Source organism: Anabaena sp. AL09, assembly GCF_001672255.1.
GTDB lineage: Bacteria > Cyanobacteriota > Cyanobacteriia > Cyanobacteriales > Nostocaceae > Dolichospermum > Dolichospermum lemmermannii.
Genome location: NZ_LJOQ01000034.1, coordinates 18,424 through 34,300 on the forward strand (window position 1 = coordinate 18,424; position 15,877 = coordinate 34,300).

The 15,877-nt window shown below is 37.7% G+C and carries 10 protein-coding genes; 5 read left to right on the forward strand and 5 right to left on the reverse strand.

Annotated features, from left to right (window positions below; all coding sequences use genetic code 11):
• Positions 1-48: 48 nt before the first annotated feature.
• A complete protein-coding gene (locus AN490_RS05700; protein ID WP_300000773.1) occupies positions 49-2,190 on the reverse strand; it encodes an SUMF1/EgtB/PvdO family nonheme iron enzyme in 2,142 nt (713 codons plus the stop codon).
• Complete coding sequence (locus tag AN490_RS05705) at positions 2,183-2,578, reverse strand: hypothetical protein (RefSeq protein WP_300000774.1); 396 nt, start codon at positions 2,576-2,578, stop codon at positions 2,183-2,185. Before AN490_RS05705 ends, AN490_RS05700 begins: the two co-directional genes overlap by 8 nt.
• Positions 2,579-3,328: 750 nt before the next feature.
• On the opposite strand from AN490_RS05705, the gene AN490_RS05710 reads away from it, so the two are divergent.
• A complete protein-coding gene (locus AN490_RS05710; RefSeq protein ID WP_300000775.1) occupies positions 3,329-3,724 on the forward strand; it encodes a hypothetical protein in 396 nt (131 codons plus the stop codon).
• A gap of 100 nt (positions 3,725-3,824) precedes the next feature.
• On the opposite strand, the gene AN490_RS05715 is transcribed toward AN490_RS05710, so the two are convergent.
• Positions 3,825-6,017, reverse strand: coding sequence for a recombinase family protein (locus tag AN490_RS05715; protein ID WP_300000776.1), 2,193 nt, complete (start codon positions 6,015-6,017; stop codon positions 3,825-3,827).
• 145 nt (positions 6,018-6,162) lie between these two features.
• Between AN490_RS05715 and AN490_RS05720 the strand changes: the two genes are divergently transcribed.
• The 3 genes from AN490_RS05720 (at position 6,163) to AN490_RS05730 (ending at position 10,187) form a co-directional block, all read left to right on the forward strand.
• Complete coding sequence (locus AN490_RS05720) at positions 6,163-7,404, forward strand: transposase (protein ID WP_300000777.1); 1,242 nt, start codon at positions 6,163-6,165, stop codon at positions 7,402-7,404.
• Positions 7,405-7,473: 69 nt separating this feature from the next.
• Complete coding sequence (locus AN490_RS05725; RefSeq protein WP_300000778.1) at positions 7,474-8,787, forward strand: proton extrusion protein PcxA; 1,314 nt, start codon at positions 7,474-7,476, stop codon at positions 8,785-8,787.
• A 194-nt stretch (positions 8,788-8,981) separates the two neighbouring features.
• Positions 8,982-10,187, forward strand: coding sequence for an MltA domain-containing protein (locus AN490_RS05730; RefSeq protein ID WP_300000779.1), 1,206 nt, complete (start codon positions 8,982-8,984; stop codon positions 10,185-10,187).
• 242 nt (positions 10,188-10,429) lie between these two features.
• Here AN490_RS05730 and AN490_RS05735 read toward each other — a convergent pair whose 3' ends face one another.
• Positions 10,430-10,627 (reverse strand): hypothetical protein, encoded by a 198-nt coding sequence (locus AN490_RS05735; protein WP_300000781.1) that lies wholly within the window; start codon positions 10,625-10,627, stop codon positions 10,430-10,432.
• A 165-nt stretch (positions 10,628-10,792) separates the two neighbouring features.
• On the opposite strand from AN490_RS05735, the gene AN490_RS05740 reads away from it, so the two are divergent.
• On the forward strand, positions 10,793-14,434 hold the full coding sequence (locus AN490_RS05740) for an Ig-like domain-containing protein (protein ID WP_300000783.1): 3,642 nt from the start codon (positions 10,793-10,795) through the stop codon (positions 14,432-14,434).
• On the opposite strand, the gene AN490_RS05745 is transcribed toward AN490_RS05740, so the two are convergent.
• On the reverse strand, positions 14,387-15,643 hold the full coding sequence (locus AN490_RS05745) for a transposase (RefSeq protein WP_300000809.1): 1,257 nt from the start codon (positions 15,641-15,643) through the stop codon (positions 14,387-14,389). The genes AN490_RS05740 and AN490_RS05745 overlap by 48 nt on opposite strands.
• Between the last annotated feature and the right edge of the window lie 234 nt (positions 15,644-15,877).

Sequence of the window (15,877 nt, forward strand, 5' to 3'; positions counted from 1 at the left end):
AGTGAAAAATAAAGAGCGCAAAGCGCAAGAGGGGAAAAGTATAAAGGGCTACTGAAGAATTCTCCCAACAACGCAGACAACACGAAAACCAACATGGTCGTAGATGAAGCCGCGCTCGACCCAATTGACGTAATTACGAGACGCGGAACGGCAGAAATGAGGAACGTAGACCCAAGACCCGCCCCGCAGGCTCATGTAATTATTGCTACCATTTGACCACGCACTACCATCAGTAGGAGCGTTTATATAATTTCCGTGCCACTCATCCTGACACCATTCCCATACATTACCACACATATCATATAAACCGCAAGGGTTTGCAGGAAATTTTCCTACCTCTGTGGTTTTTCCTCGATATTCTCCTTTTGCACCACCACCATAGGTGTAGTTACCATGATAATTTGCCAATTCTGTGGAAATTGTTTCCCCAAAATAAAATGGTGTAGTAGTTCCCCCACGACAAGCATATTCCCATTCGGCTTCACTAGGTAAGCGATAGGTTTGATTTGTCTTGAGGGAGAGTCTGGCGCAAAATTCTTGAGTATGATTCCACGATACACACTCAACTGGCAGATTATCACCTTTAAACCTCGATGGATCAGATTCTAAATCAATCTTAACCTTGGGTAAAGCAGCTACAAGTCGCCATTGTTTTTGAGTGACTGGATATTTACCCATGAAAAACGAAGGAACGGTAACTTGATGCTGTGGACTTTCTGAAGAAATTGGGCTTTCGTCACTTTCTGGAGAACCCATTAAAAAAGTTCCTCCAGGAATATGTACCATTTCCAGAAATACACCATTTCCTAAGTCTTGGGTAAAATACTCGGCATTTTTGGTAATACGTTTAATTCCTGTACCATTCTTATTTATCTGAGCAGTTTCAAACTGGAAAGTCTTTAACTGATAACCAGATTTATTTTTTTCTGCTTCTGCTTCTCGCTGACGTTGCAATATTTCTGCTTCTTGCTGCAATCTTAGTTGTTCGGCTGCTTCTGCCTCTCGTTGGCGTTGCAATCTTTCTGCTTCTTGCTGCAATCGTAATTGTGATAATGCTTTTGCCTGTTGCTGAAGTTGCAATGCTTCCTCTTCTTGCTGCCTTTGTATTTGAAGTTGTTTTTGATATTCTACTTCTTTAACAGATGTAATTTCTAACTCAATTGATGCCACATCCTCATCTCTCAAACCTAAAATATATTGCTGATAATCTTTTAATATCTTCAAAATATGTTCATCCAGAGGATATTTTTGCTCAACAGCTTTAGCAAAAGCTTGTTTGTAAATTTGCAAATTTGCTAACCGTCTACGAAAAGGTTCGAGAAATTCTGTTTCTATTTCTTCGGCTTTTGTATCTGTGATTCCCAGAATTTTCCGTTTTGGCTTTAAGACTAAAAAAGCCAATTCATTTAGTTCACCATTTGGAGCATATTGTTCAACCAATTTGCGATACTCTGCTTCTGGATTTTTGGGAGCATAAGCCAATAAAATATTGTATCCTTCCTTGTCCAGAATGATATCTGGTGTCATGTTAGGCTTCACTGCTTGGACTTTGGCTTTAGCGTAAGTGTGTAGTTCCTGGACATGAATATTGCCATCGTTATCTGTATCTGCTGCACCTGTCTCAATTCCCTCAACTAAATATTGAGTATAGAGGGAAAGTGTTGCACCTTCTTGTGCAAAGGAAGTTTGAGTTGCACCAGAAGATGTCAGCACAACTCGACCTTCCGCACCTAATTGCTTTTTGATATCTACTCCAATACTTTTTGTGTGCCAACCATTAGCAAAAGCACCACTATAACAAGCATCTAAAATTAAAACTTGTCGTTTGGAATAACAACTTTTTGATTGTGTTTGAATAAAATTTGCATCTACAGCAGTGGCTTCAAAGTTATCTTTTGCTGTGTCGCGAGTTGCTAAATAGAGATGATTGTCATCATTAGTAATCCCATGTCCAGAAAAAAAGAATAATAATAAATCCTCCTTACCTGCATTCTTAAACAGCTCTTGAATTGCTATTCTCATAGCTACTGAATCAGGATTCAGCAGCCGTTTTACCTGTGCAAAATTTCCCAAGTTGGGATTTTGCAAAACTCGTTCCATAGCCTCGACATCATTGAGTGCAGATAATAGGGGTGGGATACCTGCACCATATTCACTGACTCCAATCAGTAGAGCCATTTTTTTAGCCATTGTCACCACCCATTGCGGCTAATAGGTCTTTTGCTATTTTTTCGCTTTCTAGCAGTTCTTGGCGGCTTTTGGCTTTGATACTGACTTCTTTATCACCGACTTTGACAGTCAGTTCGATGGGTTTGTCTCCCAAGCGATCGCCCAAAAAGGCTAAAAATGTTTTAATATTTTTTATACTGACTTGCGCTGTCAGCACTCCGATCAAAGTTGCAAAACCTGGCTTACTTCCTGCTTCTGGGTTAAGATCTTCAGCACGGTCTGCTTTTTCCACTTCGTCGGAATCTCGTAATTCCCGCAGCAACTTACTTGCTATTTTTAGCCGTCTGTCATCATCTAATTCTGGGTCATCAACAGCAAAAGTAAATTGAATTGTGTAATCATCTGTCATATTCACCACCACACTCCGATTATTTCCCTAGTAATATAGCATACGGTAAAACTCTCCACTGTCTTGTCAAAAAAAGCCGAGAATTTTTTTGTTCCCTATTTTCTTACTACCCACATTCCGCACTTCATTTTCTAGTACAGACACAAGTGTAATAAGTAACATAATAGCTTAAATATAAAGTTGCGTAAGAGGATGTTTGAAAAGTGGTATTCCGTAATTTTCATCACATTGCTACCCCCCTTTCCCCTTGTAAAGGGGGGAAACAATAAAAATCCGGGTGGGGTAAAAAATATTTGATACATCAACCATAACTTTTCAAACACCCTCTAAATCCTGTTAATAAGGTATTGACAATAAATTCAGAAGAAAAAATGAGAAGATGAGTCTGAATGAAATCAAAATACCAAAAAATATAAATAACCAAAAAGAAGAATTTGAGTTTCTTATTTGTGAATAATGACTTTTATTTTCATAGTTTGAATTTCAAGTTTTTCAGTAGGGGATGATTTTAAATCCTTATATCTTAATAATAAGGTTGAGAGCCTGTGGTTGGTACTTTCTTAAAACCTATCTTGAAAAGCAATTGTTCTAGGTCAGGAAACTGAATATCTCTCATCATATTAATGTCAGTCATCTATCTTAGGGTTAATTTAAAATATCTAACTCAGGATTAATTAAATTACTTTGATTAAAGCATAATCTGTTTATAGCAGGTTAATTCCAACTATTTTATTTTGGAGATATAAGATTATGTTGCAAGCAAATTTGACGACTTCCCAGACAAAAAAAGATACTTCTTTAAACGCTTTTGATGAAAATTGTTTATCGGAATTAAGTTCGGAACAAGCTTCTAATATTGTTGGAGGATTTACACTTAAAAATAATACAGAAGCACCGAGGATTTTTTATAATTTTGGGGAGAAGTCACCCCTACAACAACAAACTTTAAAACCGGGAGAAAGCGGCACTTATCCGGGAGAGTTTCTTTTGTATAATTCTTCAGCAGGAAGTTCCGGAATTAGCCCCGCAGTATTCAAAGCAGATCCTTCCGGTACATTCAGTTTAAATCAATCAGGAACTAAGATAATTCCTACTGATCTTAGCTCTTCTAATGGAGGTGGGAATGGTGGAAATGGGGATTGCTAAAAAAGCAATGAAAAGCCCAGAGTCGGTAAATAGATTTTAAATAGAAAGCCTCTATAATTCCATAGAGGTTTTATTTATAGTTATGGAAATTGCCAATTATTTACACCACTTCACAAGCATGAACTAAAGGTAATAAAGGGCCAATTTGTTCCTGTCCATTGACAGCCAAATCACTGTGACACAAATACAATTTATCAGACACCCGCGCCAGCAAATCAGCGACAATTCTTTGTAATCTTTCTTCTTCGGCTAATTCTTCATCTGCTGCTGTCCAAGGTTGTCCTAACCTATCCTGTAAAAATAAAGTAGCACCAAATAAAGTCGCCGCACCACCTTTAGCCCATAGCGGTGAACCAATATCTAACCAAAAATGCCAACGGTGATTTTTGCGACTCGCTCGGTATTGAAATATAGTTGCTAAAGTTACAGCTTTTCTACTGCTACCAATGGGACGGATAGGATAGGGATTTGCAGTAATTGTCCCCCGTCGCAGCAGTTGAATAAATATGGCTATCGCCACGCTATCGCTATCAATAATGGTAATGCTGAGAGTTTCTGGTGTATGCAGCGAAAGAAATAGAGGATCAGTTTGTTTTAAGCGGGTGTCTATTTCCCAATAATGTTGGGCTGTTTCTAGTAATTCTCTTAATACTGCTAATTCTTGATATGAGGGGTTTTTATCATTACACACAAAGTCTTGAATAGCTTGGTATAAGAAAAAAATAGGTGTGAGGAGAAGGCGCTGGTGATATTGCTCCCGTTGTGCTTGAATCCATTGTAATATTTCTTCATAGGACTGAGTAGCAATATAGCCAATTCTATCCCAGCGTTCAAAGGTTTTCACGGGTAACAAATTGGGTGTGTCGGGGTGGGGAACAAAACAAGCATCGGCGATTAACCCAGCCCGCACTGGATCTATTTTAGAATGATGGAATTCTTTTTCCTCTCCATTTTGAGTTTGATATTGACTCAAAACCACCAACATTTCCGCCACCGCATCCCTATCTACTAACCGTCCTAAACCGGGGTAAACTAGAGCCATGAGGGTAAGTAATGCTCTGACTACCGAGGAACTGATTAAAGGGCGTTGTTCGTTGAGAGATGCAACTTCGATATTTTGTTTAGTTAATATTTCTACCAAGGTATAACGAGCGATCGCATCTAAACCAGGTGCAATAATTGCTACCTCATCCGCCGCTACTTCCCCGGATTTAACCCCATCAATAATCATCTCGGCTGTTTGGCGTAATAGCTGGGCGCGGGAAGTGGTTTGAATCGGCTGGACATAACTGGGTAAACTCAACATCGTCATCGGCTGTGTTACCAATTCTACCATTTGACTGGTGAGAGAATAACCCAAACTATCCAAAGGTGGGTTAGTTAAATTTTCTACTTGACAACGTGCAGATAATCTGGCTAAATACTCAGGATCTGCACCTAAACCCCAGCGTACCTTCCCATGGGAATTGTAGCTAAACGCACCCACAGCCCCAGCATCTAATAAAAATTCAAATAAGTTGCCAGCGATCGCCGGATAATCATCTACATCATCTGCTATGATGCCCTGATAGCGTTGTTTTAGATGTTCCTGATAGCTACTATTAGTTAATAATTCGTGGTGATACAGTTCAGTAATTAGCGCATAACTCAATAAACCCCGTTCTAAACACCAATTTCGCCAATTTAGTAGTAAAGAACCCAAAAACTGTGGTTCTAAATTGATAGAATTATCTTCTAAACCACTGTGCAATATTTTAGGAATGTCTTCACAGGGTACACCGCTATAAGCTGCTAATTGCCATAAATCCAGGATACGTCTGACCAAACGATTTTCATTCATCCCTACACGCCGCAAAACCTCTGAATTTAACTGACAACTCCAGAGTTTTGTCGCCAATTCTTGTTCCGTTTCTGGGCGTAATCTGACGGGAAATTGAGCTTTAATTGACAACGAATCAATTAGTAACGGCCAAAATAAAATTACCTCATCTTGGAAAAAACCCAAAGCTGTTTTAACACGAATAGGATATTTTCCTAATGTTAAAGTGGTAACTCTATCAGCTAATTCCCTGCGGTTATCATCATTAGCAGCTAACAATAAAATATTTAGTTCTTTTTGGTGTAAATTCACCTTTGAATCTATAGGTTGAGGTTGGGAATTGTGAATATTTTTATTATAAAATAAATCAGGTACTGGACTATCAATTTGCAACCAAGCACTAAACTGGTTTACCAAGCGAGTAGTTTTACCACTACGACTAGTACCAAAAATCCAAAGGGAATCAGAAATCATAAGACCTTGTAGTAAGCGGGAAACGAGCGTGTCTTTAGACCTGAGAGGGAAGCGGCACGAGCGGTTTTAACCGCTGTGGTCTTTCGGACATCTTGACAACCTCTATATCTTTCGCTAGGATAACTTGAGTTACAGCGAAACTAAAATGTATCTGACTCAAAAGAATCAAATACGGGGACTCAAAGCTAATAAATTTACAGCCCTGAAAGAACTCTGTAGACTGAGTAAGAATCTCTACAATGTAGGACTTTACACAGTTAGGCAGTATTACTTTCAAGAGCGGAAACATTTAAAATATGAGTCCAACTATCACTATTGTAAAGGAAATGAGAACTATCGGATGCTTAACACCGATATTGCTCAACAAACACTGAAGGTAGTTGATAGAACTTTTCGCAGTTTCTACGGATTGATTACCTCAGTTAAATCTGGATCTTACAGTAGTAAAGTAAGACTACCTCATTATCTGCCCAAGGAGGGATATTTCCCTTTGATCATGCCCAGAGTCAAAGTCAAAGATGGGAAATTTCGGATTCCTATGTCTACCGCTTTCAAGGCTCAATATGGTGAAATCTGGATACCATTTCCTAATAGATTAAACCAAGAGACTCTTAAAGAAGTTCGCATCCTCCCAAAATATAATGGGCGTTTTTTTGAGGTTGAATTCATCTCTGAAGCTGAAGAAACACCGATTGAGACTAAAGCCGAAAGTGCTATTGGCATTGACTTGGGACTTGATAATCTAGCGACTTGCATTGACACCAATGGGGCATCCTTTATTTTGGATGGCAAACCACTTAAATCCTTCAACCAATGGTTCAATAAGGAAAATGCTAGACTGCAATCTATTAAAGATTTGCAGAAAATCAAGGGAACTACAGAGCGTCAAGCTAGACTAGCTGTTAATCGCAATGCCAAAGTTCGAGATTATTTAAATAAAGCTGCTAGGTACGTTATCAACCATTGCATTGAGCATCGCATTGATAAGCTGGTAATTGGATTCAATATTGAGATGAAGCAATCCATCAATATTGGTTCCCGTAATCATCAGAACTTCATACAGATTCCCCACAGTAGTTTTAGATTTAAACTGAAAGCTCTCTGTGAGAGATACGGAATCAAGTATGTAGAACAGGAAGAGTCCTATACTAGTAAGGCTAGTTTTTTAGACAATGATAATATTCCTGTTTTTAATGCCGACAATCCCAAAAAGCACGAATTCTCTGGCAAGCGAATTAAGCGGGGTCTGTATCGTACTCAATTTGGTATTTTAGTGAACGCAGACTGCAATGGTGCAGCCAATATTCTCAAAAAAAGTAAGCACAATGCTTTAAGCGGAGTGTCTAGTGGCTGTTTGGCACAGCCTTTACGAGTGAAAATCTCCTAAGAATCTCAGCGGCTTTTTGCGTTAACTTAAGTTTAAGAATTTAGTGAATAATGCCAAATAATTGTCTTGATGAAAAATACCGTGTTTAGCCAAAAAATATACCCATTTTTACTAGCTGCTTACAGATGGTATCTACTGACACCAGAACGTTCTTTAGATACAGCTTATCAAGCGGCTATACAAATTAAGGAAATTGAAGATAAACACTTCAATGGTAACAAAATAGACTCCGAATTTACCATGCACAGCACCAGCGTCATGGATTATTTTCAAGGAGATTTGCAAAAGTTATTAAAAACTGTCCAAATGCGGCTGACGGAATTCAAAGCCAGTCGGTGGTTTGCGAATGAATCTAAACAAAAAGCTGCTATGAAAGTGGGGATAGAATATTCTAGCCCAGCATCAATTTTAGAGAAACTAGAATTCATTGATCAAATTACATCTAAATACACTAATAATGATATAGATGCAAATTATACAAATGTCAATTCTCAACCTGTTGAACCTTCCACAGATTTAGTTAGTTCTCCACAATTTACACCAAAAACATCACGGAAAGTTACCCAAAATATATCTAGAGGAAAAGCCAATACTACAGGTATTTTACCTCGTTCAATTTTAAGTACAATCACGCGGCTACAAGTAGAATTAGATCCAGAATCTGAACAAAATGTAGTTAAAAATTTTCGTAAAGCCCAACAAAGAAGTATTATCTCAATTCGGTTTATCCTTTTACTTATTATCGTTCCTCTTCTGACTCATCAATTATCCAAAGCTTTAATTGTTGGTCCATTGGTAGAACATTTCCGAAATGAGAAAACAGTAGAAGTTTTCTTAAATGGAGAAATGGAAGAAGAAGGATTATTAGCATTACAAAGGTTTGAAGAAAGAATCAAATTTGAAGCCTTAATTAGTAATGCACCTGCGCTTGGGGCTGAAGAATTAGAAACAAAAATGAAGGAGAAAGCAGAGGAAGTAAAAAAAGAATTTCGCAAAGAAAGTGATAATGCCATTAAGAATGTATTTGCTGATATTTTCGCGGTAATTACTTTCACTATCTTATTACTTGTTAGCAAATCTGATATCGCTGTATTAAAAGATTTCTTTGATAATGTAGTCTATGGTTTAAGCGATAGTGCTAAAGCATTTATTATCATTTTATTTACCGATGTTTTTGTCGGCTTTCACTCTCCTCACGGTTGGGAAGTTCTCTTAGAAGGAATATCACGACATTGGGGATTAGCAGCCAATCGAGATTTTATTTTCTTATTTATTGCCACATTTCCCGTAATTTTAGATACGATTTTTAAATATTGGATTTTCCGCTATTTAAATCGGATTTCACCTTCTGCCGTTGCTACCTACCATAACATGAATGAATAACCAGGATTTTGCTAACATTACTATTAGCTTACCTATATGGTTCTACCGTTCCCCTTATGATCAAACATCCTTTTAATATATCCAAAACCATTGGTGTACATGGGTTTAATCTAAATTAATAAGCATCGGTGTAGGGGTTTCAGGGATATTTTACCGAAAATATCATAAAGGGAGCGGTAGAGCCACCTATATTTATGGCCAGTTTGATTGTGGGCATACAACCACTCCCCAATCAAGAACTTAGTCCCCCAGAATGTCGGTTAGGAAAATGGAATTTACCAGCGTTAGTAAATCCAACAAAAAAGAAATTACCTGTACTTATTCCCAGAGTCCCAGTTACCTGTTGTCAAGAGGATATTTCTTGTTTAGATCAGGCAATTTATGATGAGAAGAATGACAAAATTGCTAATAAAAAAGCATTATTACAATCTATAGATTACAGTCTTCAATATTTGCAAACAGAACAGGCAATTACGGCTTATCAAAAATCAGAAATTACCAGAGAAAGAGTTTATAATAGTCTGCAAAGATTTCGGCAATTATTGATTTCCACAAAATCGCCTCAAGCACTCCAAGCAGCTATCGAAAAAGAGTTTGTTTTTTATCAATCTGTAGGCAGAGATAATAAAGGAACAGTTTTATTTACCGCTTATTATGAACCTTTGTATTTAGCCAGTCGTCAACCAACAAAAGAGTTTCGCTATCCAGCTTATCGTTCTCCTGCTGACTTAGAATCTTGGGCTAAACCCCATCCTAGCAGATCAGAATTAGAAGGTGTAGATGGTTTACAAGGTAGCAAAGGAAAATTAAAAGGATTGGAGTTATTTTGGTTTAAAGATCGTCTTGAACCTTATATGATTCAAATTCAAGGTTCAGCCAAACTCAAATTAACAGATGGAACTCAGACAACTATCGGTTATGCAAGTAATACAGCTTATAATTATCGAAGTTTAGGCAGATCATTAGTTGATGATGGTAAATTTCCCTTAGAAGGGTTAAATATGCCCATTATCCTCGACTATTTCCGCAAACATCCCCAGGATTTAAATATTTATATTCCTCGTGATCAGAGTTTCGTATTTTTTCAGGAAACCTACGGAAAACCAGCCCAAGGTTCTATTAGTGTACCACTAACTCCAGAGCGTTCTATTGCTACAGATAAATCTCTCATGCCTCCCGGTGCTTTAGCATTAATTCGCGCTCCTTTTCCCTATATTAATAAGAGTAATAAAATCGAAAATCGGCTGGTAAGTCGTTACGTTTTAGATCAAGATACAGGTGGCGCAATTAAGGGCGCAGGGAGGGTAGATTACTTTCTAGGAACAGGTGAAGCCGCAGGAGAAAGGGCTGGGGTAACAGTCAGTAATGGACAATTATTTTATCTGTTACTAAAACCGTAATTTTCAACTCTTACTCTCTGTGCCTCTGCGCCTCTGCGTGCAGTAAAATCATGCTTTTAATCAGCATTAAGATGAAGCTGCGTAGAATAATATTTTCAGGGTAATTGACCGCAGATAAACAGATTGTTGATATCTGACGCACCTTACCAATGTGCCAGTTGCGTAAATTGTCAAATTAGTTAATTTTTTAATACAAAAATACATAAGTCTTTACAAAAAACATCTTGTTTATACCATACTGTTCAGGGTATATTCCAGTAGAGCCGTTGCGGTTTAGTAGCAAATTTACACACTCTGGACAAATATACAACCAAAAGTTGAGCATCTATGGATATATCTAATGTTCGTGACGACTCCAATTCACCACTTGTCACTTCTAGTATATTGAGTAACGACTTTTTACCCATCAACCCGCTAGATAAAAATTCCCATTCATTCATTCATTCATTCATTCAGAATTTGATTCCCTTGCTACTATTACACCAACACAATATCTGAATCAAGAAATTCTCCCAATTACACAAATAGCACTACAAAAATTTTCAACTTCTTCTAATTTCTCTAATAATATAGAATTAGCTTTTGGCTATGGTTGCAATGTTGAATTGGCACATCAAATAGTTGACAATTTAGCCAATGGTCAAGGAATTCCCGATATTCAAATTATCCCTCAATCTCAATTAAAAGCTGATGGAGCTTTTGGCAATCATACTATTTATATTTCTCAAGATTTACTTAACCCACAACAATCTAATCCTACTCAAGTTGTCAATGTCCTCTTAGAAGAAATGGGACATTATCTAGATTCGCAAATAAATATTCAAGATGCTCCCGGAGATGAAGGAGCGATTTTCGCCAAACTCGTCCAAAATCAACCTTTAGCAGCAGGAGAACTAATAGCATTAAAAGCAGAAAATGATCATGGGATTTTAAACATTAACGAGCAAAATATCGCTGTAGAACACGCGGATACTCCAGGAGTATTTTCGGTTGATAATACAGGGAAAATCTCTATTGACTTCTTAGCTGATTCCGGTAGTTACGATAACGAAATGGCTATTTTTAGCCTTCAAAATATGGATAATTTAACACCTGGTTCAGTGGATTATATCAAAGAAGCAGCTCGTCGAGCTTTGAGTAATTCAACATTAGGTTATACAGTAATTGTTGATATTAATGAAGGAGCAAAATTTGTTGGAGAACTAGGAGAAAGTAATAAAAATGATGGAAATTATTCTGGTTTAAAAACCTTCAGTTTTACCCCTGGAGGTAAAATTGCATTTATGTTAGTTCCCCAAGGAACTGTTCAACAAGTATTTGATAATCCCAACGCAGGTAATAATCAACGTCCCTTATTTTCTATTGCTGCTGCTAATCCCAATAATGCCACACAAATAGGACAATTAGTGCCAGGTACTTTTGGTTGGGAAGATATTAGAAATGACCAAAATACAGATGCAGATTACAACGATATTATCTTTAAAATCAAAGGTGCAACGGGAACATTAACAGATATAGGAGGATTATTTGCACCAGGTAAAGATTGGCGGAATGTTCCATTAGCTAAAGAACTTATTACTTTTGCTTCCCAAGACAATAATATAAATTTAACAGCCAAATTATCTCAAGATACAGGAATTAGTAACTTAGATGGGATTACTAATAATTCAGAAATTTCCGGTTCTGTCAACAATGCTGATAATATTAGCAAATTACAGGCTAAATTCAGTGATGGTAGTAATTTCGTTGATATTTTATCTGAGTTAAAAGCCAATGGCGGCTTTGTTTTAAATAAGGAGAAATTAGCTCAAATTAAAGGTGGTCAAATCGCAGACGGAAACTATCAATTAAATTTACGTGCTGAAGATAAATTTGGTAATATTTCTGAATTTTTAGTTAAATTCACCTTGGATACAACTAAACCAGGAATACCGACAGAAGTAGGTTTGAAAAATGATGGTGATAGAGTCACAAATCAAAATACACCAACTATTACAGGTAACGGAGAAAATGGTGCATTAATAGAACTATTTGATGGACAAAATAAATTAGGACAGACAACAGTTGTTAATGGTTTTTGGGAAATTACCACATCTCAAGTTACTGATGGTTTGAAAAAATTAACTATCACAGCCACCGATATTAGTGGTAATCAGAGTGATGCGAGTAATACAGAATTTACCATTGATTCAGCCTTACCACAAATTAATATTACCAATCCTCAAACTAATGCAATATTGAATCCAGGTGCAAGATTGCAAGGTACTGTAAATGGTACAGGTTCAACAATAGATAAATTAAGTTATCGTTTTGGTAATGGTAGTGAAATTAATGTACCAGTAAATGCTCAAGGTGCATTTGATGTTGAATTGAATTTAACAGGTGTATCTGGACAACAAAACCTAATTATTAAAGCGGTTGATTTAGCTGGAAATAGTAAAGAAACAACTCAACCTGTGGAGATAATTTTAGATAATACACCACCCCAAAAACCGGGATTCATCCTGGATACTCTATTTGATTCTGCCCCTATTGGTGATTCTCAGACAACTTTTGAAAAAGTCAATCTTATAGGACAAACAGAAGCAAATGCCACTGTAACATTACAAGGGACGCAAATCTCAACTACTGCTGATGGTGCGGGTAAATTTAAGTTGATTGATGTACCTTTGACGTTAGGTGATAATCCCTTGAATGTCAATGCTAAAGACATAGCTGGAAACACCAGCACATTTACCACCATTATCAAACGAGTTTCTCAAGATAATAGCGATGTGGTTTTAGATTGGAACGCTACCCTGTTAAATGCTATTTACACAGATAAAACAACGCCACCAGTTGCTTCTCGGAATATGGCGATCGCTCAAACCGCCGTCTTTGATGCTATAAACAGTATTACTGGAACTTATAAAAACTATCATTTCACAGGTACAGCCCCGAAAATTGTATCAGCCTCAGCCGCCGCCGCCTCAGCCGCTTATACCGTTCTCGTCAATCTCTATCCCAACCAAAAAACATTCTTTGATACTGCTTTAACAGCCTTCCTAGCTAAAATTACTGACGGTGAAGCCGAAAATACGGGAGTAACCTTTGGTCAAACTGTTGCTAATGACATCCTCACCTTACGGAGTACAGATGGGGCAAATACAACTGTAAATTATACACCTGGAACTAACCCTGGTGATTGGCAACCAACACCACCAGCTAATGCTTCAGCCTTGTTACCACAATGGGGACAGGTGACACCATTCGGATTAACCAGTGGTTCTCAATTCCGTCCTGCTGGTGAACCCGCTTTAACGAGTGATAAATATACTACAGAGTTCAATCAGGTTAAGGATTTAGGCAGTATTAATAGTACCACCCGCACTGCTGACCAAACAGAAGTTGCCAAATTCTGGGCAGATGGTTCAGGTACATTTACACCTGCTGGACACTGGAATCAAATAGCCCAAAATGCCGCTGCAACTAAGGGTAATTCTTTAATAGATAATGCCCGTTTATTTGCCTTACTGGATATTTCTCTCGCAGATGCAGGTATTGCTGCTTGGGATGCAAAATATACTTACAATTCTTGGCGACCCATTACCGCAATTCAAAAAGCTGATACAGATGGTAATCCTAACACCACTGCTGACCCGAATTGGAAACCGCTAATTACCACACCACCATTCCCCAGCTATATTTCTGGACATAGTACCTTTAGTGGGGCTGCGGCAACGGTATTAACGACAATTTTGGGCGATAATGTCAGTTTTAGTGTAAATTCTCTGGGAACTCCTGGTATTAATCGCACCTTCACTAATTTTAATGCGGCAGCAAATGAAGCGGGAATTAGTCGGATTTATGGTGGGATTCATTTCAATGCAGACAATGTGGATGGATTAGCTACTGGTAAGTCGGTGGGTGATTATGTCTTGCAAAACTTGTTAACGAAGGATGTTCAGGCTCCTGTTATTCAGGCAAGTTTAACTAATGATACGGGTAGCAGTAATAGCGACAAGATTACGAATAATCCTGCTATTTCTGGCACAGTTACGGATGAAAATGCGATCGCGTTTTTCCGTGCTAAGTTGGATAATCGATCTTTTGTGGATGTGTCGGGAATTCTGCAAAATGGAGCTTTCAGTTTAGATAGTGCCAAGCTGAAGGAAATTAATGGGAATACGGATTTAGGTCAAGGGGGACATACTCTTGGTTTAGAGGCAACGGATAGCAAGGGCAATGTTTCTGCGTCTACCCAGTAAGCCTAAGTCTAAGCTTAGATTGCTGGCTACTTTTTTTAAAATATTCGCACTGCCGTTTAAATCGGCGTTAACTATTGAGCCATTAATTGACTGATATAAGCCACGTTTAAGACGCTTTCCTGATGCTTTCCACCCTTCTGGCTTTTCGCCATACTTGGGTAGGGAGTCTCCATCTAGAAAACTAGCTTTTGACGTATATGCTTCTTCAGTTTCTTGAAATCTAATACCGTGCAAATCACAAAGTTGTTTCAACCTATCTTTGAGTTTACCCAAAGGCATTTGAACGAACTTTTGGTTATTGATTCTACCCATGGTGGCATTAGATTTAAAGCCTTCGTTCCAACCAATTACTAATGTGCCAATGCCATATTTTAAGCAATGGTCAATAATTAGTTTCGCTGCTTTATTAATACCATCACGCATTTGATGGTTACGTTTACGGGTTACACGGTCTAACCAAGCATCCCAATAAGCTTCTGATTTCCCCTCTTTTCTTGTTGATATTTTCTTGTTCCAAAGCTGATTCATGGCTTTCATTGACCGGGCATCAATCAATAGGGAATTACCCAATGTATCAACACAAGCCGCTAAATTATCAGCCGTTCCCAAGTCAATAGACAGAGCTTGATTAATGTCTAAATCATGCTGTTGTTTCTCAACTTCGTAAGACATCTCTAAATAAAAAGCACCATTTTTAGGTATGATAGTAAACTCTTTAACATTGGCTATGTTTAAATTTGACGGCATTGGTAGAAAAAATTCAGAAATTCCAACCCATCTTTTAACTGTTAGTCCCAACGAAAATCTAAGTTGTCCATTAACTAGAGTTGGTTTTTGTCCACCGCTATTAGGATAGGCGACTTTAAAAAGTTTAGAACTTGTTAGATATCCGGGTACTTTGGGTTGAAAGTGTAATTGTCCTTTAAGAAACAAAGAACGCAATTCTTTAAATGATTTAAATGCCTCAATTACAGACAATAAAGTTTGTTGTGCGGGTGTAGAAGGCAAAGATTTCGCAACCATAGTTTTAGAAACTGAAGGTTCGTAAGCTAAATCAAATTTACCTGTTAACAACTTTCCAGTTTTAAAAAAAGTTTGTCTAGCGAAATAAATACCGCTGTTGTACAACTTCCCTGACTGCTGACAGAGATAATCTAATACCGCTTTTGTTTCATGATCGGGAGACAACAAAATCTGCTGTACTCCCATTGACTTTTTGAGTTTAGACATTGAGTTTAGACATTGTTTCGACCGCCAATGCTGTGACAATATAATCATATCATATTAATAGCAGATTGAGTGTATGTCTAGAAAAAAAGGAACTGTTATTTATTTGTCTGACGAAGATAAGGCAAAGTTAGAAAGAATTGCCGCAAACTGGGGAGTGTCTCAGTCATCGGCTACGCAAAGATTGATCAGAGAATACAAGCTAGAGTAGAAAAT

Excerpts from the sequence above, each read along its gene's own strand:
- AN490_RS05705 (WP_300000774.1), bottom strand. The coding sequence starts at position 2,578 with ATGACAGATGATTACACAATTCAATTTACTTTTGCTGTTGATGACCCA.
- AN490_RS05735 (WP_300000781.1), bottom strand. The coding sequence starts at position 10,627 with ATGAATGAATGGGAATTTTTATCTAGCGGGTTGATGGGTAAAAAGTCG.
- AN490_RS05700 (WP_300000773.1), bottom strand. The coding sequence starts at position 2,190 with ATGGCTAAAAAAATGGCTCTACTGATTGGAGTCAGTGAATATGGTGCA.
- AN490_RS05745 (WP_300000809.1), bottom strand. The coding sequence starts at position 15,643 with ATGGGAGTACAGCAGATTTTGTTGTCTCCCGATCATGAAACAAAAGCG.
- AN490_RS05710 (WP_300000775.1), top strand. The coding sequence starts at position 3,329 with ATGTTGCAAGCAAATTTGACGACTTCCCAGACAAAAAAAGATACTTCT.
- AN490_RS05730 (WP_300000779.1), top strand. The coding sequence starts at position 8,982 with ATGGCCAGTTTGATTGTGGGCATACAACCACTCCCCAATCAAGAACTT.
- AN490_RS05725 (WP_300000778.1), top strand. The coding sequence starts at position 7,474 with ATGAAAAATACCGTGTTTAGCCAAAAAATATACCCATTTTTACTAGCT.
- AN490_RS05720 (WP_300000777.1), top strand. The coding sequence starts at position 6,163 with ATGTATCTGACTCAAAAGAATCAAATACGGGGACTCAAAGCTAATAAA.
- AN490_RS05715 (WP_300000776.1), bottom strand. The coding sequence starts at position 6,017 with ATGATTTCTGATTCCCTTTGGATTTTTGGTACTAGTCGTAGTGGTAAA.